Below are 20,673 nucleotides of genomic sequence, written 5' to 3' on the forward strand. Positions count from 1 at the left end.
AGTAAATCGTGATGTCGGCAGATCCGGCGGGACACAGGGTGCATAGGCTCGGTCGGGCGGCCACGCTAAGCGCGTTGTTTGCAGCAGAGCTTATCGGCGTTGCGCTTCTGTATCAGTTCCTCGCCGATATCGAATGTGCCCGCACCGATGCGCAGGGCACCTGCGACTTCCTGCGCAGTCTGGTCACCCGCGCGCTGGTCGTGCTGGCGGTGCTGGTCCTTCTCGTCCGCTCGCGCCCCGGAAGCTTCTCCGGGTTCCTTGCGTCCAGCGATATTCACGCCAACCGCAGCGCCTACATCACGCATGTCTGCGGGCTGGTGCTGATGCTGGTGCCGTTGGTGATGGGTTGGGGGGGCGAACTGTCGCAGGTGTTTCAGGCAGCACTGGTGCCCTGGGCCGCCGGGGCAGGGCTTGCGGTGGTGGGGGGCCTCCTGTGGCTGGCGCCATGGTTGGCCTGGAAGGAGCTGTTGTGGACGCACAGCCGCAGTTCGCTTCCCATCCTTGCCGTTGCAGCACTGGTGCCGGACATTGCCTATCGGGTTCTGCCGATATGGAATTGGCAGGCGATGACCACGGTCACTTTCTCGGCAGTCGCCGGGCTTTTGCAGATGGTGTCCGACACGGTCCAGATCTTCCCCGAAGACTACGTGATCGGCCTTCAGGAATTTTTTGTCAGCGTCGCGCCGCAGTGTTCCGGCGTCGAAGGGTTTGCACTGGTGACGGTCTTTATCGCCTTTTACGCCGTCATCTTCCGCGCCGACATCCGCTTGGGGCGGTTCCTTCTGGTGATCCTGCCGCTTGGTCTGCTGCTAAGTTGGCTTCTGAACGTGCTGCGGATCAGCGTCCTGATCCTGATCGGGGCCTATGTTTCGCCCGAGGTTGCAGTGAACGGCTTTCACTCCTACGCGGGGTGGCTTCTGTTCACCTTGCTGGCCTTCGGTCTGGTCACCTTTGTCCAATCGGTCGCCTGGCTGCACCGCGAGGGCACCCGGCCGGTCGGTTCGCCCGTGCGCAGCGACCCTGCCGCCGCGATGATCCTGCCGTTCTTCGTGTTCATGGTGGCGGGCACTCTGGTTTCGGCGCTGTTCGTGGTTCCCGGCCTTGGCGCACCGCTCGTTGCCGTGGCACTGGGGCTGACGCTGGTGGTTTTCCTGCCGGTGTTTTGCACGATGAATTGGCGGACGGACCTTGTCTCGCTTGGCGCAGGGCTATTGGTCGGCGTCCTGTGGGTGCTTTGGGCGCCGGGATCTGACCCCGCTCTGGCGCAGGCCCTGGCGCTGTTGTCGCCGGTCGCTCTTGCTGTCTGGGCCGTGGCGCGGGTGGCCGGGACCGTGATCTTCGTCCCGATCGTAGAGGAGATGTTCTTCCGTGGTTACGTCCTCACCCGGCTTGACGGGCCGCAGCTTTGGCGCCGGGCGGCGGCGATTGCCATTTCAAGCCTCGCCTTCGCCACTCTGCATGGCCGCTGGCTGGAAGCCGGTCTGGCGGGTTTGGTCTTTGCGCTGGTGATGTTGCGGCGCGGGCGGGTTGCGGATGCGGTCTGGGCCCATATCGTTGCCAACGCCGTTGTTGCCGGGGTGGCCGTTGTCCAGCAGGACTGGAGCTTGATATAAATGAAAAGACCCCGCAAAGCGGGGTCTTTTCATAAGATCGGTGTCACCGTCAGGCAGCGCGGCGGCGACGTTCCCAAGCGAATGCCATGATCGCCAGAACCGCTGCAATCGCCAGAAGGCCAGCAGTGGCGTCGATCTCGGGAACGGAGTGGATGGCCGAACGGACAGGCCGTGCACCCGGACGCGGGCGATGCAGGCCATAAGCGACTTGCGCCAGAAGCGGGGCGGAAGACGCCAGCAGAAGCGAACCGGTCAGAGCAATGCGAGCGAAGGTTTTTTTCATTTGGCACCAAGAAGAAAATTTACACTGTCTGAAGGATACGTTTTCAACGGCCGTTAGACAAGAAAAAAACACAAATTCGCCACTTCAACGCCCGGTTGTGGAATCTGTTCTTGCAATCGAAACAATGACTTCCATTGCCTCCATTTGTCCACTTGGACGCTTGGCGCAGAGGGGCTAAGGGGGGTGCCTTTGGGGCGTCTGGCGGTCATGTTGACAACCCCCGCGACTCCCCCTATACGCCCGCCTACCCAAGAGGTGGATCAATGGTCCGCGCCCCAAGGGTTCAAAGATTGAAGTGGTCATGATCCGGGCCGAAACAGCCCCGATCCTCTGAAATTCCACCGCGTCGCCCCCAAGCGCAGGGGGCGCATGCGGTGTTGGCATTTTGCGATTCGTGCAAGGTGCCGTCGAGAAGCAGCGTGCCCAGGTCCGGGTGCGAGTATTGACAGAGCAACACGGGGAAACGTGAATGCCGACGATCCAACAGCTTATCCGGAAACCCCGGGAAGCGAACGTCCGAAAGTCCAAGTCGCAGCACTTGGAATCCTGCCCGCAGAAGCGTGGTGTCTGCACCCGCGTCTACACCACGACGCCGAAAAAGCCGAACTCGGCCATGCGGAAGGTCGCCAAAGTGCGCCTGACCAATGGCTTCGAGGTCATCAGCTACATTCCCGGTGAAAAGCACAACCTTCAGGAACACTCCGTCGTCCTGATCCGCGGCGGTCGCGTGAAAGACCTTCCCGGTGTGCGTTACCACATCCTGCGCGGTGTTCTGGATACCCAGGGCGTCAAGGAACGGCGTCAGCGCCGGTCGAAATACGGCGCCAAGCGGCCGAAGTGAGGAGATAGAGCATGTCACGTCGTCACGCCGCTGAAAAACGCGAGATCCTTCCCGACGCCAAGTATGGCGACCGGGTTCTGACCAAGTTCATGAACAACCTGATGCTCGACGGCAAGAAATCCGTCGCCGAAGGTATCGTCTATGGCGCGCTGGAGCGCGTCCAGACCCGCCTGAAGCGCCCGGCCGTCGAAGCGTTCCACGAGGCTCTGGAAAACGTCAAACCCTCCGTCGAAGTGCGCTCGCGCCGCGTCGGTGGTGCGACCTACCAGGTCCCCGTCGAAGTGCGCACCGAGCGCCGCGAAGCTCTGGCCATCCGCTGGCTGATCATCGCTGCCCGCAAGCGCAACGAACACACGATGGAAGAGCGTCTGGCAGCCGAGCTGTCGGATGCCGTGCAGAACCGCGGCACCGCCGTGAAGAAGCGCGAAGACACCCACAAGATGGCCGACGCAAACAAAGCGTTCAGCCATTATCGCTGGTAAGGGCAGACCATGGCACGCGAATATGCGCTGAACCGTTACCGGAACTTCGGGATCATTGCCCACATCGACGCGGGCAAGACAACGACGACCGAACGTATCCTCTACTACACCGGCAAGACCCACAAGATCGGCGAAGTGCACGATGGTGCCGCGACGATGGACTGGATGGAGCAGGAGCAGGAGCGGGGCATCACGATCACCTCCGCTGCGACCACAACGTTCTGGCAGCGCCAGATCGACAGCGATGACCTGTCGTCGAACGACAAGTACCGCTTCAATATCATCGACACCCCCGGCCACGTCGACTTCACCATCGAAGTCGAGCGTTCGCTGGCCGTGCTCGACGGTGCAGTGGTGCTGCTCGACGGCAACGCCGGTGTGGAACCACAGACCGAAACCGTGTGGCGTCAGGCTGACCGCTACAAGGTTCCGCGGATCGTGTTCGTCAACAAGATGGACAAGACCGGCGCCGACTTCATGAACTGCGTCAAGATGATCCGCGAGCGCACCGGGGCGACCCCGATGCCGATCCAGCTGCCGATTGGCGCTGAAGACAAGCTCGAAGGCATCATCGACCTGATCACCATGGAAGAATGGGTTTATCAGGGCGAAGACCTGGGCGCCTCCTGGGCACGCCGTCCGATCCGTCCCGAGCTGAAGGCAGACGCCGACAAGTGGCGTTACAACATGCTTGAGCTTGCGGTCGAACAGGACGACGCCGCGATGGAAGCCTATCTCGAGGGCAACGAGCCCGACGAGGCGACCCTGCGCAAGCTGATCCGCAAGGGCACGCTGGCGATCGACTTCGTGCCGATCCTTGCCGGCTCGGCGTTCAAGAACAAGGGCGTGCAGCCGATGCTGAACGCCGTGATCGACTTCCTGCCCGATCCGCTGGACGTTCCGCCCTACCTCGGCTTCGCGCCGGGCGACGAGACGGAAACCCGCAACATCGAGCGGTCGGCCGATGACGCGCAGCCCTTCTCGGGCCTTGCGTTCAAGATCATGAACGACCCCTTCATGGGCACGCTGACCTTCACCCGGATCTACTCCGGTCAGGTGAAGAAGGGCGACGCGCTCCTGAACTCGACCAAGGGTCGCAAGGAACGCATCGGCCGCATGGTGATGATGCACGCAAACAAGCAGGAGGAAATCTCCGAGGCGTTTGCAGGCGACATCATGGCGCTGGCAGGTCTGAAGGAAACCACCACGGGCGACACGCTCTGTGATCCGGCCAAACCGGTGGTTCTGGAAACCATGACCTTCCCGCAGCCGGTGATCGAGATCGCGGTCGAACCGAAGTCGAAGGCCGACCAGGAAAAGATGGGCATCGCTTTGGCCCGTCTGGCTGCCGAAGACCCGTCTTTCCGAGTGGAGACCGATATCGAATCCGGTCAAACCATCATGAAGGGCATGGGCGAACTTCACCTTGATATCCTCGTCGACCGCATGCGTCGCGAGTTCAAGGTCGAGGCGAACATCGGTGCCCCGCAGGTTGCGTACCGTGAAACGATCAGCCGCGAGGCCGAGATCGACTACACCCACAAGAAGCAGACCGGCGGTACGGGCCAGTTCGCCCGCATCAAGCTGATCATCACCCCGACGGAACCGGGCGAAGGCTATTCCTTCGAATCCAAGATCGTCGGTGGCGCGGTGCCGAAGGAATACATCCCCGGCGTCGAAAAAGGGATCAAGTCAGTCATGGATTCCGGTCCGCTGGCAGGCTTCCCGGTGATCGACTTCAAGGTGTCGCTGATCGACGGTGCCTACCATGACGTGGACTCCAGCGTTCTGGCCTTCGAAATCGCGGCTCGCGCCGCGATGCGCGACGGCATGAAGAAGGCCGGTGCCAAGCTTCTGGAACCGATCATGAAAGTCGAAGTCGTGACGCCGGAGGAATACACCGGCGGCGTGATCGGCGACCTGACCTCGCGTCGGGGCATGGTGCAGGGCCAGGACAGCCGCGGCAACGCGAACGTCATCACGGCGATGGTTCCCCTGGCGAACATGTTCGGCTACATCAACACGCTGCGGTCGATGACCTCGGGTCGTGCGGTGTTCACCATGCAGTTCGACCACTACGACGCGGTGCCGCAGAACATCTCGGACGAGATCCAGAAGAAATACGCTTAACCGGTGTGGCGGGGTGAACCCCGCCCTACCACCCCGTAGGCCGGGGCTTACCCCGGCGACACCGACACACGAATGAGGAGTGACCCTGATGGGCAAGGCAAAGTTTGAACGCAACAAACCGCACGTCAACATCGGCACGATCGGCCACGTTGACCACGGCAAGACGACGCTGACGGCTGCGATCACCAAGTATTTCGGTGAATTCCGCGCCTATGACCAGATCGACGGCGCTCCGGAAGAGCGGGCTCGTGGCATCACGATCTCGACCGCGCACGTGGAATACGAGACGGAAGCACGTCACTACGCGCACGTCGACTGCCCCGGCCACGCCGACTACGTCAAGAACATGATCACCGGTGCTGCCCAGATGGACGGCGCGATCCTGGTCTGCGCGGCCTCCGACGGCCCGATGCCGCAAACGCGCGAGCACATCCTGCTCGGCCGCCAGGTGGGTATCCCCTACATGGTCTGCTACATGAACAAGGTCGACCTTGTTGATGACGAAGAGCTGATCGAACTGGTCGAAATGGAACTGCGCGAGCTCTTTTCGTCCTACGAATACCCCGGCGACGACATTCCGATCATCAAGGGCTCGGCCCACCAGGCGATGATCGGCGAGCGTCCGGAAATCGGCGAATCCTCGATCCGCGCGCTGATGAAGGCCGTGGACGAATACATCCCGACCCCGGCGCGCGCCATCGACCAGCCGTTCCTGATGCCGATCGAAGACGTGTTCTCGATCTCGGGCCGTGGCACGGTTGTGACCGGTCGTATCGAGCGTGGCGTGATCAACGTCGGCGACGAAATCGAGATCGTCGGCATCCGCGACACCAAGAAGTCGGTCTGCACCGGTGTGGAAATGTTCCGCAAGCTCCTTGACCGTGGTGAGGCTGGCGACAACGTCGGCGTCCTTCTGCGCGGCATCGACCGTGAAGGCGTGGAACGTGGCCAGGTGCTGTGCAAGCCGAAGTCGGTGAACCCGCACACCAAGTTCGAAGCCGAAGCCTACATTCTGACCAAGGAAGAGGGTGGCCGTCACACGCCGTTCTTCGCGAACTACCGTCCGCAGTTCTACTTCCGCACGACGGACGTGACCGGGACGGTGCAGCTGCCGGAAGGCACCGAGATGGTGATGCCGGGCGACAACCTGAAGTTCAACGTCGAACTGATCGCGCCGATCGCCATGGAAGAAAAGCTGCGCTTCGCCATCCGCGAAGGCGGCCGCACCGTCGGTGCAGGCGTCGTCTCGAAGATCATCGCGTAAACAGCGTATTGCACAATTGAAGGGTGGGCTGTAGAAGCCCGCCCTTCGAACCAACGAAACAGAACCTCTCGGGTCGGTGTCAAAGCCCACGCCGATGTTCTAAAAGGAAAAAAGTGATGCAAGGTCAGACCATCCGCATCCGGCTCAAAGCCTTCGATTACCGCGTTCTGGACGCCAGCACCCAGGAAATCGTGAACACCGCCAAGCGGACCGGCGCGCAAGTGCGTGGCCCGATCCCGCTGCCGAACAAGATCGAGAAATTCACGGTTCTTCGTGGTCCGCACATCGACAAGAAGTCGCGCGACCAGTGGGAAATCCGTACGCACAAGCGTCTTCTCGACATCGTCGATCCGACCCCGCAGACCGTGGACGCGCTGATGAAGCTCGACCTTGCTGCCGGCGTCGACGTCGAAATCAAAGTATAAGGAGCGAAAACCATGCGCTCTGGCGTTATTGCAAAGAAGCTGGGCATGACCCGGCTGTTCCTGGCGGATGGCAAGCAGGTCCCGGTCACGGTGCTGCAGCTTGACAGCCTTCAGGTCGTCGCCCAACGCACCGCCGACAAGGATGGCTACACCGCCGTCCAGCTGGGTGCCGGCGTTGCCAAGGCAAAGCGGACCACCGCCGCGCAGCGTGGCCATTTCGCGAAAGCGAATGTGGCGCCGAAGCGCAAGATCGCGGAATTCCGGGTCACCCCGGATTGCCTGATCGACGTGGGCGCTGAAATCACCGCCGACCACTACCTCGCTGGCCAGTTCGTCGACGTGGCGGGCACCTCGATCGGTAAAGGTTTCCAAGGCGCGATGAAGCGGCACAACTTCGGCGGCCTCCGGGCGTCGCACGGTGTGTCGGTGTCGCACCGTTCGCACGGCTCCACGGGCCAGTGCCAGGACCCTGGCAAGGTGTTCAAGGGCAAGAAGATGGCCGGTCACATGGGTGCCGTCCGTTCGACTACGCAGAACCTGCAGGTCGTTCGTACCGATGCCGACCGCGGCCTGATCATGATCAAGGGCGCTGTCCCCGGATCGAAGGGCGGCTGGGTCACCATCAAGGATGCGGTCAAGAAGGCCGCGCCTGCTGGCCTGCCGGTTCCGGCTGCTGTGCGCGCGGCTCAAACCGCTGCACCTGTCGCCGCCGAAGGGGGTGAAGCATGAAACTCGACGTGATCAAGCTGGACGGCGGCAAAGCCGGTTCCATCGATCTGGACGAGGCGCTGTTCGGGCTGGACCCGCGCGCCGACATCCTGCACCGCGTGGTGCGCTGGCAGCGGGCGAAAGCCCAGGCCGGCACCCATTCGACGCTGACCCGGGCCGAGGTTTCCTACTCGACCAAGAAGATCTATCGCCAGAAGGGCACCGGCGGCGCACGCCACGGTTCCAAGAAGGCACCGATCTTCCGGCATGGTGGCGTCGTGAAGGGCCCGACCCCGCGCAGCCACGCCCATGACCTACCGAAGAAGTTCCGCGCCCTCGGGCTGCGGCACGCACTGTCGGCCAAGGCTAAGGCGGGTGAACTGGTAATCCTTGACGCGGCGACACTCGCCGAGGCCAAGACCGGTTCGCTGGCGAAGATGAAGTCGGAGCTCGGCTGGAAGCGCGTCCTGATCATCGACGGTGCGTCGGTCGACGGCAACTTCGCCCTCGCCGCCCGCAACATCGAAGGCATCGACGTGCTGCCGACGATGGGCGCCAACGTCTATGACATCCTGAAGCGTGATACGCTGGTCATCACCAAGGCCGGTATCGAAGCCCTGGAGGCTCGCCTGAAATGAGCAAAGCACCCAAAAGCGCCGTGGCTGTGAAGCCCGAGCACTATGACGTGATCCGCAAGCCGATCATCACCGAAAAGGCCACCATGGCCTCCGAAGCTGGTGGCGTGGTGTTCCAGGTCGCGATGGACGCAACCAAGCCGCAGATCAAGGAAGCCGTTGAGGCAATCTTTGGTGTGAAGGTGAAGGCCGTCAACACGAGCATCACCAAAGGCAAGGCCAAGCGGTTCCGCGGCCGTGCCGGCGAGCGGTCTGACAAGAAGAAGGCGTATGTGATGCTCGAAGAGGGCAACACTATCGACGTCTCCACGGGCCTCTGATAGAAGCCCGCGAATCTTGCGGCCCCGGTTGATCCGGGGCCGTGGTTTTTACGAAGCGCAGGCCCGTCTTGGCCCGCAAAATCGGGGAGCTTCGGCGCCCTTCACCCTGGGTTCTTCGGAGCCCTGAAGCAAACGGAAGACAGAAAACATGGCACTTAAGTCGTATAAGCCGACGACGCCTGGCCAGCGAGGGCTGGTACTGATCGACCGTTCGGAGCTGTGGAAAGGCCGTCCGGTCAAAGCCCTTACCGAGGGTTTGATCAAGACTGGTGGCCGGAACAACACCGGACGTATCACGATGTGGCACAAGGGTGGGGGCGCCAAGCGTCTTTACCGTGTCGTCGATTTCAAGCGTCGCAAGTATGACATCCCGGCGGTCGTCGAGCGGATCGAATACGATCCGAACCGCACCGCCTTCATCGCGCTGGTCAAGTATCAGGACGGTGAACTGGCCTACATCCTGGCACCGCAGCGTCTGGCCGTTGGCGACAGCGTGATCGCTGGCGCCAAGACCGACGTGAAGCCGGGCAACGCGATGCCGTTCTCGGGCATGCCGATCGGTGCCATCGTGCACAACGTCGAACTGAAGCCCGGCAAGGGCGGCCAGCTGGCCCGCGCTGCCGGTACCTACGCGCAATTCGTCGGTCGTGACGGCTCTTACGCTCAGATCCGTCTCTCGTCGGGCGAGCTGCGCATGGTCCGTCAGGAATGCATGGCCACCATCGGTGCCGTGTCGAACCCCGACAACTCCAACCAGAACTTCGGTAAAGCCGGTCGTATGCGCCACAAGGGCGTGCGTCCGACGGTCCGCGGTGTTGCAATGAACCCGATCGACCACCCGCATGGTGGTGGTGAAGGCCGTACCTCTGGTGGCCGTCACCCGGTTACGCCGTGGGGCAAGGGCACCAAGGGCAACAAGACCCGCAAGCCGAAGTCGTCGGACAGCATGATTGTCCGCTCGCGTCACGCGAAGAAAGGGCGCTAATCCATGGCACGTTCAATCTGGAAGGGCCCCTTCGTCGACGGTTACGTCCTGAAGAAGGCCGAAAAGGCAAAGGCCGGTGGCAAAGCCGAAGTGATCAAGATCTGGTCGCGCCGGTCCACCATCTTGCCGCAGTTCGTTGGTCTGACCTTTGCGGTCTACAACGGCAAGAAGCACATCCCGGTCAACGTGACCGAGGAAATGATCGGCCAGAAGTTCGGTGAATACTCGCCGACGCGGACCTATTACGGTCACGCCGCCGACAAGAAAGCGAAGAGGAAATAAGCCATGGGATCGGAAAAGAACCCCCGTCGCGTGGCGGACAACGAAGCAATGGCAATCGCCCGGATGCTTCGCACCTCGCCGCAGAAACTGAACCTCGTCGCCGGTCTGATCCGGGGCAAGAAGGTGGACAAGGCTCTCGCCGACCTCACCTTCTCCAAGCGCCGCATCGCGGGTGACGTTAAGAAGTGCCTGCAGTCGGCAATCGCCAACGCGGAAAACAACCACAACCTCGACGTGGACAGCCTGATCGTGGCGGAAGCCTGGGTCGGCAAGAACCTGGTGATGAAGCGTGGCCGTCCGCGGGCTCGTGGCCGGTTCGGCAAGATCATGAAGCCGTTCTCTGAAATCACCATCAAGGTCCGTCAAGCCGGGGAGACTGCATAATGGGTCAGAAGGTAAATCCGATCGGTATGCGTCTTCAGGTCAACCGCACCTGGGACAGCCGCTGGTTCGCTGAATCGAAAGACTACGGCAATCTTCTTCTGGAAGACCTCCGCATGCGCGAGTTCATCCACAAGGAGCTGAAGCAGGCCGGCATCAGCCGCGTCATCATCGAACGCCCGCACAAGAAGTGCCGTGTGACCATTCACACCGCACGTCCGGGCGTGATCATCGGCAAGAAGGGCGCGGACATCGAGACGCTTCGCAAGAAGCTGACCGTGTTCACAAAGTCGGAACTGCACCTCAACATCGTTGAAGTGCGCAAGCCCGAACTGGACGCGCAGCTCGTCGCTGAATCGATCGCCCAGCAGATGGAGCGTCGGGTGTCCTTCCGCCGCGCCATGAAGCGTGGCGTGCAGAACGCGATGCGCATCGGTGCGCTCGGTATCCGTGTGAACGTCGCGGGCCGTCTTGGCGGCGCCGAAATCGCCCGAACCGAATGGTACCGCGAAGGCCGCGTGCCGTTGCACACCCTGCGTGCCGACATCGACTATGCCCTGTCCGAAGCCACGACCCCTTACGGGATCATCGGGGTGAAGGTCTGGATCTTCAAAGGCGAGATCCTCGAGCACGATCCGCAAGCGCATGACCGCCGCCTCGCCGAAGCGCAGGAAGGTGCCGCTCCGCGCGCACCCCGGCGCGACCGCGAACGCGCGTAAGGAGTAAATTAGATGCTGCAACCAAAGCGCACCAAATTCCGCAAGATGCACAAAGGCCGGATTCACGGCGAAGCAAAAGGCGGGTTCCTCCTGAACTTCGGCTCCTTCGCCCTGAAAGCGACCGAGCCGGAGCGCGTAACCGCGCGCCAGATCGAAGCGGCCCGCCGCGCGATCACCCGCCACATGAAGCGTCAGGGCCGGGTCTGGATCCGGATTTTCCCGGACGTTCCGGTGTCGGCCAAGCCCGTCGAAGTTCGTATGGGTAAGGGCAAAGGCTCGACCGATTACTGGGCAGCCAAGGTGAAACCAGGCCGCATCATGTTCGAGATCGACGGCGTGTCCGAAGTCATCGCCCGTGAGGCCCTGCGCCTCGGCGCGATGAAGCTTCCGGTCACCACCCGCGTCGTCGCGAAGGAAGACTGGTAAGGTCCGGGGGCAACCCTGACCATCCGACATCGGCCCCCGCTGGAAACGGCGGGGGCCTTTTGCTAACCGCCCCCCACCATCCGGCAGGGCAGGGCGCACCCAAGGGACATGCCAATGGCCGAAATATCCTCGCTTTTCGTCACCCGCCTCTACCGCGCCCAGTTGAACGAACTGGCGAAAAAGCCGGTCAACTATGACGAGCTGCACTCCTCCTGCCTCGCCATCGCGGAAGATGACGAGGCCGGTCAGGCGTGGTGCGAAAAGAACGGCTACCCCGGCTACACCTCTTATTCCTCGCTGAACGACCTGCCCTGGCGCTTCCCGATCTTCGGCGCGCTGGAGAAAGCGCTCGACAAGCACGTGGCCGCCTTCTGCAAGGACCTCGGCTTCGACCTTGGCGACAAAAAGCTGAAATGCGACTCGCTCTGGATCAACATCCTCGGCGAAGGTGGCATGCACGCCAGCCACATCCACCCGCATTCGGTGATCTCCGGCACCACCTATGTCGCGATGCCCGAAGGCACCTCCGCCCTCAAACTCGAAGACCCGCGCCTGCCGATGATGATGACCGCCCCCCTGCGCTCCAAAAAAGCCTCGCGCGAGCTGCAAAGCTTCGTCTACATCACCCCCGCCGTCGGCGACGTGCTCCTCTGGGAAAGCTGGCTCCGCCACGAGGTACCGATGAACATGGCCGAAGATGAGCGCATCTCGATCAGCTTCAACTATGGGTGGGCGTGAGGGGCGAATGCCTTTGCCGAGGCAACCCCAACTTCCCCCTTGCCCCGCAGGCCCATCCCCCCTATACGGCCCCATCCAGCGATTCCGGGCATCCCGGATTCGCCGGTTTGTCATTGATCCGCCAGGTCAACGGTAACCTCAAAAGGGGCCGTCTGGTGATTGTGGAAAAGGAAACGGCATGAAAGCCGACGAACTGCGTACGAAAACGCCGGACCAGCTGCGCGACAGCCTGGTTCAGCTCAAAAAGGAAGCGTTCAACCTGCGCTTCCAAGCCGCGACCAACCAGCTGGAAAACACCGCGCGCATGCGCAACGTCAAGCGTGACGTTGCCCGCATCAAGACGGTGCTTGTCCAAAAAGCTGCCGAAGCCGCGAAATAAGAGGAGCACACCATGCCGAAACGTATTCTCCAGGGTGTCGTGACCTCCGACAAGAACGAGCAGACGATCACCGTTCTGGTCGAGCGCCGCTTCAAGCACCCGCTGCTGCAAAAGACCGTCCGCAAGTCCAAGAAGTATCGGGCCCACGACGCGTTGAACACCTACAAGACCGGCGACACCGTCCGCATCGAGGAATGTGCTCCGATCTCGAAAACCAAACGTTGGACGGTGGTTGTCGACGCTACGGCGTAAGCAACCTTCGTCTGACTTCATCGAAACCCTGGGGAATGGTCCCCAAAGGTCGGGAGAAACCAAATGATCCAGATGCAGACCAATCTGGATGTTGCTGACAACTCAGGCGCTCGCCGAGTTCAGTGCATCAAGGTTCTGGGTGGCTCGCATCGCCGCTATGCTTCTGTGGGCGACATCATCGTGGTGTCGGTCAAGGAAGCTATTCCTAAAGGCCGTGTCAAGAAAGGCGACGTCCGCAAGGCCGTTGTCGTCCGCACCGCCAAGGAAGTTCGCCGTGAAGACGGCACCACGATCCGTTTTGACCGCAACGCCGCCGTCATCCTGAACAACCAGGGTGAACCGGTCGGCACGCGTATCTTCGGGCCGGTGGTGCGTGAACTTCGTGCGAAGAACTTCATGAAAATCATCTCGCTGGCTCCGGAGGTGCTCTGATGGCCGCCAAGCTCAAGAAGGGTGACACCGTGATGGTGCTCACCGGCCGTGACAAGGGCAAGACCGGCGAGATTTCCGCCGTCAGCCCGAAGGACAACAAGGCCGTTGTCGATGGCGTCAATGTTGCCATCCGTCACACCAAGCAATCGGCGGCGTCGCAGGGCGGCCGCATCGCCAAGGCGATGCCGATCGACCTGTCGAACCTTGCCATCGTTGACAAAAGCGGCAAACCCACCCGCGTCGGCTTCCGCATGGAAGGCGACAAGAAGGTGCGTTACGCCAAATCGACCGGGGAGGCGATCTGATGTTGGATACTGCCAAGTACACCCCGCGTATGAAGGCTGACTATCAGACCCGGATCCGTCCGGCCCTGATGGCAGAGTTCGGCTACAAGAACGCGATGCAGCTTCCGCGTCTGGACAAGATCGTCCTGAACATGGGCGTTGGCGAAGCGGTCAAGGACACCAAGAAGGTCAAACAGGCGGCTGAAGAGCTGACCCTGATCGCCGGCCAGAAAGCTGTCATCACCCACGCCAAGAACTCGATCGCCGGGTTCCGTGTTCGTGAACAGATGCCGCTTGGCTGCAAGGTCACGCTGCGCGGCGACCGGATGTACGAATTCTTCGACCGTCTGATCACCATCGCGCTGCCCCGCGTCCGCGACTTCCGCGGCGTGAAGCCCACCTCGTTTGACGGCCGCGGCAACTATGCCATGGGCCTGAAAGAGCAGATCGTGTTCCCCGAAATCGACTTCGACAAGGTCGACGAAGTGCTCGGGATGGACATCATCATCTGCACCACCGCAAAGACCGACGCCGAAGCGAAGGCCCTGTTGATCCACTTCAACATGCCCTTCACCGACACCGTGCGAGGGAAAGAGTAATGGCCAAGAAATCCATGGTGAACCGCGAAGTGAAGCGCGCCAAGCTGGTGAAGCAACATGCTTCCAAGCGGGCCGCCCTCAAGTCGGTGATCAACGACCAGGCGAAACCGGTTGAAGAGCGCTTCAAGGCCTCGATCAAACTGGCCGAGCTGCCCCGCAACTCGTCCGCCACCCGGCTGCACAACCGCTGCCAGCTGACGGGCCGTCCGCATGCGTTCTATCGCAAGCTCAAACTCAGCCGCATCATGCTGCGTGATCTCGCCTCGTTCGGCCAGATCCCCGGCATGGTAAAGTCCAGCTGGTAAGGGAGGAGACACATGTCCATGAACGATCCTCTCGGCGATATGCTCACGCGTATCCGCAACGCTCAGATGCGCGGCAAGTCCACCGTCTCGACGCCGGCTTCCAAGCTGCGCGCCTGGGTGCTGGATGTGCTCGCGTCCGAAGGCTACATCCGCGGCTATGAAAAGAACCCGTCCGACAACGGTCAGGGCGAACTGGTCATCAGCCTCAAGTACTACGAAGGCACCCCCGTGATCCGCGAACTGAAGCGCGTGTCCAAGCCGGGCCGTCGCGTGTACATGAGCGTCAAGGATATCCCGACGGTCCGCAACGGCCTCGGTGTCTCCATCGTGTCGACGCCGAAGGGCGTCATGTCGGATGCAAACGCACGCACTGCCAATGTTGGCGGCGAAGTGCTTTGCACCGTATTCTGAGGAGGGTGGAATGTCTCGTATCGGCAAGAAACCCGTAACCCTGGTCAGCGGCGTCAGCGCCTCGGTCTCGGGTCAGACCATCGAAGTGAAGGGGCCGAAAGGCACCCGCAGCTTCACCGCAGGCGACGACGTGACCCTGACGGTCGAGGGGGATACCGTAAAGGTAACCCCGCGCGGCCTCTCGAAGCGCGCCCGCCAGCAGTGGGGCATGAGCCGCTCAATGGTGCAGAATCTGGTCGACGGCGTGTCGACCGGCTTCAAGAAGGAAATGGAAATCCAGGGCGTGGGTTACCGCGCCGCGATGGCAGGCAACGTGCTGAAACTGTCGCTGGGTTACAGCCACGAAGTGAACTTCGCGATCCCGGCCGGGGTGACCATCACCTCGCCGAAGAACACCGAGATCATTGTGGAAGGCATTGACCAGCAGCTTGTTGGTCAGGTCGCAGCGAACATCCGCGAGTGGAAGAAGCCAGAGCCCTACAAAGGCAAGGGCATCCGCTACAAGGGTGAGTTCGTGTTCCGCAAGGAAGGCAAGAAGAAGTAAGGGCGAGAGAAATGGCAAACAACAAGAGAGAGCTGTTCCTCAAGCGCCGCTTGCGCGTCCGGAACAAGATCAAGGCGACTTCGCATGGTCGGCTGCGCCTGTCGGTGCACCGGTCCTCGAAGAATATCAGCGTCCAGTTGATCGACGATGTGAAGGGCGTGACTGTCGCCTCGGCCTCCTCCCTGGAGAAAGAGTTCGGCGTCGTCGGCAAGAACAACGTCGAAGCAGCGGCAAAGATCGGTTCGGCTATCGCCGAGCGGGCAAAGAAGGCCGGTGTCGAGGAATGCTACTTCGACCGCGGCGGTTTCCTCTTCCACGGCAAGATCAAGGCTTTGGCCGATGCTGCCCGTGAAGGCGGACTGAAGTTCTAAATCAAAAGTGGGGGGCGTCCCGTCAGGGCGCGTCCCCCCGATGATCCGGGGGCCATGCCAGCCATGCACCCACCAGGATTGGCCACAACGGCGCGAACGCTGCGCCACCATCGAAGGATTGCCTTATGGCAGAACGTGATAACCGCCGGGACAATCGTGGGGGCAATGACCGCCGCGACAACCGTCCCGAGGAAACGCCGGAATTCGCTGACCGTTTGGTCGCGATCAACCGCGTCTCGAAAACCGTCAAGGGTGGCAAGCGCTTCGGCTTTGCAGCACTCGTCGTAGTCGGCGACCAGCGTGGTCGCGTCGGCTTCGGCAAGGGCAAGGCCAAGGAAGTGCCGGAGGCGATCCGCAAGGCCACCGAACAGGCCAAGCGCCAGATGATCCGCGTCGCCCTGCGTGACGGCCGCACGCTCCACCACGACATGGAAGGTCGCCACGGCGCCGGCAAGGTCGTGATGCGCACCGCCGTTGCAGGTACCGGCATCATCGCCGGCGGCCCGATGCGTGCCGTGTTCGAAATGCTGGGGCTGCAGGACGTGGTCGCCAAGGCGATCGGTTCCTCGAACCCCTACAACATGATCCGGGCCACCATCGACGGCCTGAAAAAGGAAACCAGCCCTCGTCAGGTCGCGGCTCGCCGCGGCAAGAAAGTGGCCGAGATCCTGAAGAAGCCCGAAGCTGAAGTTGTGGAGGCTTGATCATGGCTGACGTCAAGAAAACCATCGTCGTGAAGCAGGTGGCCTCGGCCGCCCGCCGCCCGGCCATCCAGACCGCCACCCTCAAGGGCCTTGGTCTGAACAAGATGAACCGCACCCGCGAACTGGAAGACACGCCTTCCGTTCGTGGCATGGTCAACAAGATCAGCCACCTCGTGCAGATCATCGAAGAGCGCGGCTGATCCTTCAAGGACAGCCGGTGCGGAAACAGAAAACGCCCTCGCGGAAACGCGGGGGCGTTTTTCGTCAGAACACCGCCACCAGCGCATAGACCGCCATCGCCACCACGATCAGCGACCCGATTGTGTAGAACGTCGCCCGCACCTCGTGCGACTGCGCCGTCGCATAGGCCACCGCATGGGCCGCCCGTGCCGCCACGAAGCCGTACATCAGCCCCTGCGCCAGCCACAGCGGCGGTGACACGGCAACGAACAGCAACCCCGCGGCCCAGAACGCCGGGATGTTCTCCAGATCATTGCGGTGCATCCGGCGCGACCGCTCGACGTAGTCGTTCACCGCCAGCTGCGACGGGTCGGGTGCCCTGTTTATCAGGCCCGGCCGCAGATCTTCTGGTGCCGCATAACCGCCGCCTGCCCGCATCATCCGGTAGACCGTCATCCAGCCCTGACCCATCACCTTCAGCACGGTCAGCGCCGCCGCGACCACGTAAGTCACGAAAACTGGATTGCCGGTGTGGAACTCGCCCATCTTCCCCTCCCTCATGGCTGCGAAAAGCGTTCCGCCCGCGCGACCGCCTGTCAATCATCTCTGGCGTCTCTTCGGAAACTTCGCGTTCGCGCCGTTCAGTGCTACGCTTCGCCTCGACTCGAACTGTCCGGAACGGACGGGGGTTACAAGGGAGGACTGAAAATGGCCGCAAAATATGCGGGGGGCTGCGAGCATGTGCATGTCACGGCCGCCGCCGAACCCATCGACAACCACGAATGCCACTGCAACGTCTGCAAATCCGTCACCGGGCAGCAGCACACTCATGTTGCCTTCTTCAACCATGGCGATGTCAGCGTCGACCATCCCGAAAAGATCAAGCGCGTGCCGTTCAACGCGCAAAACCCGGACGGCCCGCTGGAAATCTGCCTCTGCACCGATTGCGGCGCGGTCCTGATGCTGGATGACAAGCAGCACCGAATCCGCGTCGCCGTGCCAAATGTCATGGGCTACGATGACGCGAAGTTCCCGAAGGCTACTTACCATGCCTTCTGGGACGAGACGAAGGGCTATGAAAAGCCGCACGACGGGCGCCCGGTCTATGAAGGGCTGCAGCCGAGTTTCGTGTGGCCCAACCCTGCTTGACCCCTTCGGCAACAGCCTGCCTGCCTCAAACAATTGATTGCTTTGTCGATTGTTCGGTTCCCCGCCGAAGCCGAGCTTGGACGGCCAAGGCGGGGGCATATCCGAAGTGCAGATGGTAAAGATGCAGATAGTAAAGATATTGTATTGGTCTCTGGTCGCTGGCGCCGTTCTCATCGGTGTGACCTTGTGGAGCTGGGGTCAACCCCTGCTCAGCCGATCCGGCGAAGTACGACTTTGGGTAAATTCGATATGGTCGAGCGAAAACTCGCAGCAGGTCGCCGACTGGTATAGCCTTTCCCACGCGATGCTCGGGATGCTGATCGCGATCGTTGGGCGTGGTTTTCGGCGGCAGATCGCTTATCCGGTAAGTCTGACGTTCTTGCTCGCCATCGGGGTTGGATGGGAGATCGTCGAGCATACAGATTGGGTGCTTGATCGTTTTCGCGGTCAAACCATCTATCAGGGCTACATGGGCGATACCGTCCTGAACGCCGTTTGCGACTATCTGTTCATGGTGGTGGGTTTTTTCGCCGGCATTGCCCTTCCTGTGCGCTGGGGCATCTTCCTGATGGTCGGGCTAGAGGTATTTTCGGCTGTCGTGGCGCGCGACAGTCTTTTGCTCACCACCTTGCGCATCGTCTACCCAATTCAGGCCATCGCCGATTGGCAGGATGCGACCAACCCCGTTACCCACCCTCCATCTCCATAACCATGGCTGCCGCCGCACGGTCGGAACCGGCTTGATCCGATAGCGTGATCGGACTATACGCCCCCGGTGGTGATCCGTCGCCACTAGAATCAACAAGAAACGCCGCGTTGCCCCCGTCCGTCGCAGGCAGGGGCCCTCCGGCAAAGGAGATTGCGACATGAAACTGCATGAACTCGCCGACAACCCCGGCGCTGCCAAAAAGCAAAAGCGTGTGGCCCGTGGTCCCGGTTCGGGCAAGGGCAAGACCGCTGGCCGTGGTATCAAGGGTCAGAAATCCCGTTCGGGCGTCGCCATCGGCGGCTATGAAGGCGGCCAGATGCCGCTTTACCGGCGCCTGCCGAAGCGCGGCTTCAACAAGCCGAACCGCAAGGAATTCGCTGTCATCAACCTGGGCCTGATCGAAAAGTTCATCGGTCTGGGCAAGCTGGACGCCAAGGCCGAGATCAACGAGGACGCGCTGGTTGCAGCCGGCCTCACCTCGGACAAGCGTGACGGCATCCGCATCCTGAACAAGGGCGCGATCACCACCAAGGTCACCCTCGTCGTCACCGGCGCATCGGCGGCTGCGGTCGAGGCTGTGGCTGCCGCTGGCGGCACCCTGACGGTCGCTCCGACCCTCGAGCCGTTCGGAAAGTCGAAGCGTAAAGCTCAATAAGGTGTTGTGAGCGGCCCCGAGGTCGCTTACATCAACGCCTAAGTTTTCCCGCGCCGCCGACCGGAGAACGGTTTGGCGGCGCTGCGCATGAAAGAGACCGGACATGGCATCAGCCGCAGAACAGATGGCCGCTAACCTCAGCTGGGGGGCGTTTGGCAAGGCGACCGACCTGCGCCAGCGGATCTTCTTCACCATCGGCCTTCTGATCGTCTACCGCCTCGGCACCTACATTCCGGTGCCCGGTATCGACGGCGACGCGTTGCGCGAGTTCATGGACAAGGCGGGGCAGGGGCTGGGCGGCATGCTCAACCTCTTCACCGGCGGTGCGATCAAGCGCATGGGCATATTCGCCCTCGGCATCATGCCCTACATCAGCGCGTCGATCATCGTGCAGCTTCTGGGCACCATGTACGAACCCTGGAAGAACCTCCGCAAGGAGGGCGAACAGGGCCGCAAGAAGCTGAACCAGTATACCCGCTATGGCACCGTGGCGCTGGCGCTGTTTCAAGGCTACGGCATCGCCGTGTCGCTTCAGGCCGGCGGTCTGGCCCATACTCCGGGCTTCTTCTTCATCGCCTCCTGCGTCATCACGCTGGTCGGCGGCACGATGTTCCTGATGTGGCTGGGCGAACAGATCACCGCCCGCGGCATCGGCAACGGTATCTCGCTCATCATCTTCGTTGGCATCGTCGCCGAAATCCCGGCCGCACTGGCGCAGTTCTTCGCCCAGGGCCGTTCTGGCGCGCTGTCGACCCCGGTGATCCTCGGCGTGATCCTGATGGTGATCGTGGTGATCACCTTCGTCGTGTTCATGGAACGCGCCCTGCGCAAGATCAACATCCAGTATCCTCGGCGTCAGGTCGGGATGAAGATCTACGACGCGGGCTCTTCGCACCTGCCGATCAAGGTGAACCCGGCTGGCGTTATCCCCGCGATCTTCGCCTCGTCGATCCTGCTTCTGCCCACCACGGTCAGCACCTTTGCCGGCGGTTCCACCAACCCGGTGATGTCATGGCTTGCCGCGAACCTCGGCTACGGCCAGCCGCTGCACCTGTTGTTCCTTGCCGCAATGATCGTGTTCTTCAGCTACTTCTACACCCTGAACGTGTCGTTCAAGGTGGATGACGTGGCCGACAACCTGAAAAACCAGAACGGTTTCGTGCCCGGCATCCGTCCCGGCAAGAAGACCGAGGAATACCTGGAATACGTGGTGAACCGCGTGCTCGTGCTCGGCTCGGCCTACCTTGCGGTCGTCTGCCTGCTGCCCGAGGTTCTTATCAGCCGCGTGGGCATCCCCTTCTACTTCGGCGGCACCTCGGTGCTGATCGTGGTGTCTGTGACGATGGACACCATCCAGCAGATCCAGTCGCACCTGCTGGCGCACCAGTACGAAGGCCTGATCGAAAAGTCGCAACTGCGCGGTCGCAAGCGGACCGGTGCGCCCAAAGCCCCCGCCCGTCGGTAACG

32 protein-coding genes are annotated in these 20,673 nt (G+C 61.7%); 30 read left to right on the top strand and 2 right to left on the bottom strand.

Features of this window, described 5'->3' with window-relative positions; genetic code table 11:
• The first annotated feature begins 11 nt into the window (after positions 1 to 11).
• Complete coding sequence (xrtE, locus tag ACROUL_RS04845) at positions 12 to 1,613, top strand: exosortase E/protease, VPEID-CTERM system (protein WP_431298412.1); 1,602 nt, start codon at positions 12 to 14, stop codon at positions 1,611 to 1,613.
• 49 nt (positions 1,614 to 1,662) lie between these two features.
• On the opposite strand, the gene ACROUL_RS04850 is transcribed toward xrtE, so the two are convergent.
• Entirely contained in the window at positions 1,663 to 1,896 is a 234-nt protein-coding gene (locus tag ACROUL_RS04850; RefSeq protein ID WP_431298413.1) for a VPEID-CTERM sorting domain-containing protein, read from the bottom strand.
• 469 nt (positions 1,897 to 2,365) lie between these two features.
• On the opposite strand from ACROUL_RS04850, the gene rpsL reads away from it, so the two are divergent.
• From rpsL to rpmD, 25 genes are all read left to right on the top strand, one after another.
• Positions 2,366 to 2,737 (top strand): 30S ribosomal protein S12, encoded by a 372-nt coding sequence (gene rpsL, locus ACROUL_RS04855; RefSeq protein WP_305568551.1) that lies wholly within the window; start codon positions 2,366 to 2,368, stop codon positions 2,735 to 2,737.
• An 11-nt stretch (positions 2,738 to 2,748) separates the two neighbouring features.
• A complete protein-coding gene (gene rpsG / locus ACROUL_RS04860) occupies positions 2,749 to 3,219 on the top strand; it encodes a 30S ribosomal protein S7 (RefSeq protein ID WP_305568552.1) in 471 nt (156 codons plus the stop codon).
• 9 nt (positions 3,220 to 3,228) lie between these two features.
• Entirely contained in the window at positions 3,229 to 5,349 is a 2,121-nt protein-coding gene (fusA, locus tag ACROUL_RS04865; protein ID WP_431298414.1) for an elongation factor G, read from the top strand.
• 88 nt (positions 5,350 to 5,437) lie between these two features.
• A complete protein-coding gene (gene tuf / locus ACROUL_RS04870) occupies positions 5,438 to 6,613 on the top strand; it encodes an elongation factor Tu (protein WP_431298398.1) in 1,176 nt (391 codons plus the stop codon).
• 116 nt (positions 6,614 to 6,729) lie between these two features.
• Positions 6,730 to 7,038, top strand: coding sequence for a 30S ribosomal protein S10 (rpsJ, locus tag ACROUL_RS04875; protein ID WP_023666234.1), 309 nt, complete (start codon positions 6,730 to 6,732; stop codon positions 7,036 to 7,038).
• Between the two features lie 12 nt (positions 7,039 to 7,050).
• A complete protein-coding gene (gene rplC, locus ACROUL_RS04880) occupies positions 7,051 to 7,767 on the top strand; it encodes a 50S ribosomal protein L3 (protein ID WP_305569572.1) in 717 nt (238 codons plus the stop codon).
• Positions 7,764 to 8,384, top strand: a complete 621-nt coding sequence (gene rplD / locus ACROUL_RS04885; RefSeq protein ID WP_431298415.1) for a 50S ribosomal protein L4 — start codon at positions 7,764 to 7,766, stop codon at positions 8,382 to 8,384. The genes rplC and rplD overlap by 4 nt, the downstream gene beginning before the upstream one ends.
• 20 nt (positions 8,385 to 8,404) lie before the next feature.
• Positions 8,405 to 8,701 carry a 50S ribosomal protein L23 gene (locus ACROUL_RS04890; protein WP_431301247.1) on the top strand — a complete coding sequence of 99 codons (297 nt, stop codon included), beginning with the start codon at positions 8,405 to 8,407 and terminating at the stop codon, positions 8,699 to 8,701.
• A 148-nt stretch (positions 8,702 to 8,849) separates the two neighbouring features.
• On the top strand, positions 8,850 to 9,686 hold the full coding sequence (rplB, locus tag ACROUL_RS04895) for a 50S ribosomal protein L2 (protein ID WP_305569574.1): 837 nt from the start codon (positions 8,850 to 8,852) through the stop codon (positions 9,684 to 9,686).
• 3 nt (positions 9,687 to 9,689) lie between these two features.
• Entirely contained in the window at positions 9,690 to 9,968 is a 279-nt protein-coding gene (gene rpsS / locus ACROUL_RS04900; protein WP_309666666.1) for a 30S ribosomal protein S19, read from the top strand.
• Between the two features lie 3 nt (positions 9,969 to 9,971).
• On the top strand, positions 9,972 to 10,352 hold the full coding sequence (gene rplV, locus ACROUL_RS04905; protein WP_305569576.1) for a 50S ribosomal protein L22: 381 nt from the start codon (positions 9,972 to 9,974) through the stop codon (positions 10,350 to 10,352).
• Positions 10,352 to 11,068: a 30S ribosomal protein S3 gene (gene rpsC / locus ACROUL_RS04910; protein ID WP_305569577.1), complete on the top strand. Its 717-nt coding sequence runs from the start codon at positions 10,352 to 10,354 to the stop codon at positions 11,066 to 11,068. The genes rplV and rpsC overlap by 1 nt, the downstream gene beginning before the upstream one ends.
• A gap of 12 nt (positions 11,069 to 11,080) precedes the next feature.
• Complete coding sequence (gene rplP, locus ACROUL_RS04915) at positions 11,081 to 11,494, top strand: 50S ribosomal protein L16 (RefSeq protein ID WP_305569578.1); 414 nt, start codon at positions 11,081 to 11,083, stop codon at positions 11,492 to 11,494.
• Between the two features lie 114 nt (positions 11,495 to 11,608).
• Positions 11,609 to 12,232: a TIGR02466 family protein gene (locus tag ACROUL_RS04920; RefSeq protein WP_431298416.1), complete on the top strand. Its 624-nt coding sequence runs from the start codon at positions 11,609 to 11,611 to the stop codon at positions 12,230 to 12,232.
• A 178-nt stretch (positions 12,233 to 12,410) separates the two neighbouring features.
• Complete coding sequence (rpmC, locus tag ACROUL_RS04925; protein ID WP_305569584.1) at positions 12,411 to 12,611, top strand: 50S ribosomal protein L29; 201 nt, start codon at positions 12,411 to 12,413, stop codon at positions 12,609 to 12,611.
• Positions 12,612 to 12,623: 12 nt separating this feature from the next.
• Positions 12,624 to 12,863, top strand: coding sequence for a 30S ribosomal protein S17 (rpsQ, locus tag ACROUL_RS04930; protein ID WP_305569585.1), 240 nt, complete (start codon positions 12,624 to 12,626; stop codon positions 12,861 to 12,863).
• A gap of 63 nt (positions 12,864 to 12,926) precedes the next feature.
• Positions 12,927 to 13,295 (top strand): 50S ribosomal protein L14, encoded by a 369-nt coding sequence (gene rplN / locus ACROUL_RS04935; RefSeq protein WP_091302592.1) that lies wholly within the window; start codon positions 12,927 to 12,929, stop codon positions 13,293 to 13,295.
• Positions 13,295 to 13,600, top strand: coding sequence for a 50S ribosomal protein L24 (gene rplX / locus ACROUL_RS04940; protein WP_431298417.1), 306 nt, complete (start codon positions 13,295 to 13,297; stop codon positions 13,598 to 13,600). Before rplN ends, rplX begins: the two co-directional genes overlap by 1 nt.
• On the top strand, positions 13,600 to 14,178 hold the full coding sequence (rplE, locus tag ACROUL_RS04945; protein ID WP_431298418.1) for a 50S ribosomal protein L5: 579 nt from the start codon (positions 13,600 to 13,602) through the stop codon (positions 14,176 to 14,178). Before rplX ends, rplE begins: the two co-directional genes overlap by 1 nt.
• On the top strand, positions 14,178 to 14,483 hold the full coding sequence (rpsN, locus tag ACROUL_RS04950; protein ID WP_305569592.1) for a 30S ribosomal protein S14: 306 nt from the start codon (positions 14,178 to 14,180) through the stop codon (positions 14,481 to 14,483). The genes rplE and rpsN overlap by 1 nt, the downstream gene beginning before the upstream one ends.
• 12 nt (positions 14,484 to 14,495) lie before the next feature.
• Positions 14,496 to 14,894, top strand: a complete 399-nt coding sequence (gene rpsH / locus ACROUL_RS04955) for a 30S ribosomal protein S8 (RefSeq protein WP_431298419.1) — start codon at positions 14,496 to 14,498, stop codon at positions 14,892 to 14,894.
• 10 nt (positions 14,895 to 14,904) lie between these two features.
• A complete protein-coding gene (rplF, locus tag ACROUL_RS04960; protein WP_305569595.1) occupies positions 14,905 to 15,438 on the top strand; it encodes a 50S ribosomal protein L6 in 534 nt (177 codons plus the stop codon).
• Positions 15,439 to 15,449: 11 nt separating this feature from the next.
• Positions 15,450 to 15,809, top strand: coding sequence for a 50S ribosomal protein L18 (gene rplR, locus ACROUL_RS04965; protein ID WP_305569596.1), 360 nt, complete (start codon positions 15,450 to 15,452; stop codon positions 15,807 to 15,809).
• A 125-nt stretch (positions 15,810 to 15,934) separates the two neighbouring features.
• Positions 15,935 to 16,513, top strand: coding sequence for a 30S ribosomal protein S5 (rpsE, locus tag ACROUL_RS04970; protein ID WP_305569597.1), 579 nt, complete (start codon positions 15,935 to 15,937; stop codon positions 16,511 to 16,513).
• 2 nt (positions 16,514 to 16,515) lie between these two features.
• Entirely contained in the window at positions 16,516 to 16,713 is a 198-nt protein-coding gene (rpmD, locus tag ACROUL_RS04975; protein WP_431298420.1) for a 50S ribosomal protein L30, read from the top strand.
• Between the two features lie 64 nt (positions 16,714 to 16,777).
• Here rpmD and ACROUL_RS04980 read toward each other — a convergent pair whose 3' ends face one another.
• Complete coding sequence (locus tag ACROUL_RS04980; protein WP_431298421.1) at positions 16,778 to 17,239, bottom strand: MAPEG family protein; 462 nt, start codon at positions 17,237 to 17,239, stop codon at positions 16,778 to 16,780.
• Between the two features lie 162 nt (positions 17,240 to 17,401).
• On the opposite strand from ACROUL_RS04980, the gene ACROUL_RS04985 reads away from it, so the two are divergent.
• The 4 genes from ACROUL_RS04985 (at position 17,402) to secY (ending at position 20,671) form a co-directional block, all read left to right on the top strand.
• Positions 17,402 to 17,842, top strand: a complete 441-nt coding sequence (locus tag ACROUL_RS04985) for a GFA family protein (RefSeq protein ID WP_431298422.1) — start codon at positions 17,402 to 17,404, stop codon at positions 17,840 to 17,842.
• A gap of 121 nt (positions 17,843 to 17,963) precedes the next feature.
• Positions 17,964 to 18,551, top strand: coding sequence for a DUF2585 family protein (locus tag ACROUL_RS04990; RefSeq protein WP_431298423.1), 588 nt, complete (start codon positions 17,964 to 17,966; stop codon positions 18,549 to 18,551).
• A 157-nt stretch (positions 18,552 to 18,708) separates the two neighbouring features.
• Positions 18,709 to 19,206 carry a 50S ribosomal protein L15 gene (gene rplO, locus ACROUL_RS04995; RefSeq protein ID WP_431298424.1) on the top strand — a complete coding sequence of 166 codons (498 nt, stop codon included), beginning with the start codon at positions 18,709 to 18,711 and terminating at the stop codon, positions 19,204 to 19,206.
• Between the two features lie 103 nt (positions 19,207 to 19,309).
• Complete coding sequence (secY, locus tag ACROUL_RS05000) at positions 19,310 to 20,671, top strand: preprotein translocase subunit SecY (RefSeq protein WP_431298425.1); 1,362 nt, start codon at positions 19,310 to 19,312, stop codon at positions 20,669 to 20,671.
• The last annotated feature ends 2 nt before the right edge of the window (positions 20,672 to 20,673 follow it).

Source organism: Tabrizicola sp. BL-A-41-H6 (assembly GCF_050632395.1).
Classification (GTDB): domain Bacteria; phylum Pseudomonadota; class Alphaproteobacteria; order Rhodobacterales; family Rhodobacteraceae; genus JAUYQR01.

What these genes read in the sequence shown, in the direction of transcription:
- rplN (WP_091302592.1), top strand. Translation starts at nt 12,927, where the DNA reads ATGATCCAGATGCAGACCAATCTGGATGTTGCTGACAACTCAGGCGCT.
- rpmC (WP_305569584.1), top strand. Translation starts at nt 12,411, where the DNA reads ATGAAAGCCGACGAACTGCGTACGAAAACGCCGGACCAGCTGCGCGAC.
- rplX (WP_431298417.1), top strand. Translation starts at nt 13,295, where the DNA reads ATGGCCGCCAAGCTCAAGAAGGGTGACACCGTGATGGTGCTCACCGGC.
- rpsN (WP_305569592.1), top strand. Translation starts at nt 14,178, where the DNA reads ATGGCCAAGAAATCCATGGTGAACCGCGAAGTGAAGCGCGCCAAGCTG.
- rpsL (WP_305568551.1), top strand. Translation starts at nt 2,366, where the DNA reads ATGCCGACGATCCAACAGCTTATCCGGAAACCCCGGGAAGCGAACGTC.
- ACROUL_RS04850 (WP_431298413.1), bottom strand. Translation starts at nt 1,896, where the DNA reads ATGAAAAAAACCTTCGCTCGCATTGCTCTGACCGGTTCGCTTCTGCTG.
- xrtE (WP_431298412.1), top strand. Translation starts at nt 12, where the DNA reads ATGTCGGCAGATCCGGCGGGACACAGGGTGCATAGGCTCGGTCGGGCG.
- rplF (WP_305569595.1), top strand. Translation starts at nt 14,905, where the DNA reads ATGTCTCGTATCGGCAAGAAACCCGTAACCCTGGTCAGCGGCGTCAGC.
- ACROUL_RS04990 (WP_431298423.1), top strand. Translation starts at nt 17,964, where the DNA reads ATGCAGATAGTAAAGATATTGTATTGGTCTCTGGTCGCTGGCGCCGTT.
- rpsQ (WP_305569585.1), top strand. Translation starts at nt 12,624, where the DNA reads ATGCCGAAACGTATTCTCCAGGGTGTCGTGACCTCCGACAAGAACGAG.
- ACROUL_RS04985 (WP_431298422.1), top strand. Translation starts at nt 17,402, where the DNA reads ATGGCCGCAAAATATGCGGGGGGCTGCGAGCATGTGCATGTCACGGCC.
- fusA (WP_431298414.1), top strand. Translation starts at nt 3,229, where the DNA reads ATGGCACGCGAATATGCGCTGAACCGTTACCGGAACTTCGGGATCATT.
- ACROUL_RS04920 (WP_431298416.1), top strand. Translation starts at nt 11,609, where the DNA reads ATGGCCGAAATATCCTCGCTTTTCGTCACCCGCCTCTACCGCGCCCAG.
- rplP (WP_305569578.1), top strand. Translation starts at nt 11,081, where the DNA reads ATGCTGCAACCAAAGCGCACCAAATTCCGCAAGATGCACAAAGGCCGG.
- ACROUL_RS04980 (WP_431298421.1), bottom strand. Translation starts at nt 17,239, where the DNA reads ATGGGCGAGTTCCACACCGGCAATCCAGTTTTCGTGACTTACGTGGTC.
- rplE (WP_431298418.1), top strand. Translation starts at nt 13,600, where the DNA reads ATGTTGGATACTGCCAAGTACACCCCGCGTATGAAGGCTGACTATCAG.
- rplR (WP_305569596.1), top strand. Translation starts at nt 15,450, where the DNA reads ATGGCAAACAACAAGAGAGAGCTGTTCCTCAAGCGCCGCTTGCGCGTC.
- rplO (WP_431298424.1), top strand. Translation starts at nt 18,709, where the DNA reads ATGAAACTGCATGAACTCGCCGACAACCCCGGCGCTGCCAAAAAGCAA.
- rpsE (WP_305569597.1), top strand. Translation starts at nt 15,935, where the DNA reads ATGGCAGAACGTGATAACCGCCGGGACAATCGTGGGGGCAATGACCGC.
- rpsH (WP_431298419.1), top strand. Translation starts at nt 14,496, where the DNA reads ATGTCCATGAACGATCCTCTCGGCGATATGCTCACGCGTATCCGCAAC.
- rpmD (WP_431298420.1), top strand. Translation starts at nt 16,516, where the DNA reads ATGGCTGACGTCAAGAAAACCATCGTCGTGAAGCAGGTGGCCTCGGCC.
- rplB (WP_305569574.1), top strand. Translation starts at nt 8,850, where the DNA reads ATGGCACTTAAGTCGTATAAGCCGACGACGCCTGGCCAGCGAGGGCTG.
- rpsC (WP_305569577.1), top strand. Translation starts at nt 10,352, where the DNA reads ATGGGTCAGAAGGTAAATCCGATCGGTATGCGTCTTCAGGTCAACCGC.
- rplV (WP_305569576.1), top strand. Translation starts at nt 9,972, where the DNA reads ATGGGATCGGAAAAGAACCCCCGTCGCGTGGCGGACAACGAAGCAATG.
- rpsG (WP_305568552.1), top strand. Translation starts at nt 2,749, where the DNA reads ATGTCACGTCGTCACGCCGCTGAAAAACGCGAGATCCTTCCCGACGCC.
- tuf (WP_431298398.1), top strand. Translation starts at nt 5,438, where the DNA reads ATGGGCAAGGCAAAGTTTGAACGCAACAAACCGCACGTCAACATCGGC.
- rplC (WP_305569572.1), top strand. Translation starts at nt 7,051, where the DNA reads ATGCGCTCTGGCGTTATTGCAAAGAAGCTGGGCATGACCCGGCTGTTC.
- rpsJ (WP_023666234.1), top strand. Translation starts at nt 6,730, where the DNA reads ATGCAAGGTCAGACCATCCGCATCCGGCTCAAAGCCTTCGATTACCGC.
- rpsS (WP_309666666.1), top strand. Translation starts at nt 9,690, where the DNA reads ATGGCACGTTCAATCTGGAAGGGCCCCTTCGTCGACGGTTACGTCCTG.
- secY (WP_431298425.1), top strand. Translation starts at nt 19,310, where the DNA reads ATGGCATCAGCCGCAGAACAGATGGCCGCTAACCTCAGCTGGGGGGCG.
- rplD (WP_431298415.1), top strand. Translation starts at nt 7,764, where the DNA reads ATGAAACTCGACGTGATCAAGCTGGACGGCGGCAAAGCCGGTTCCATC.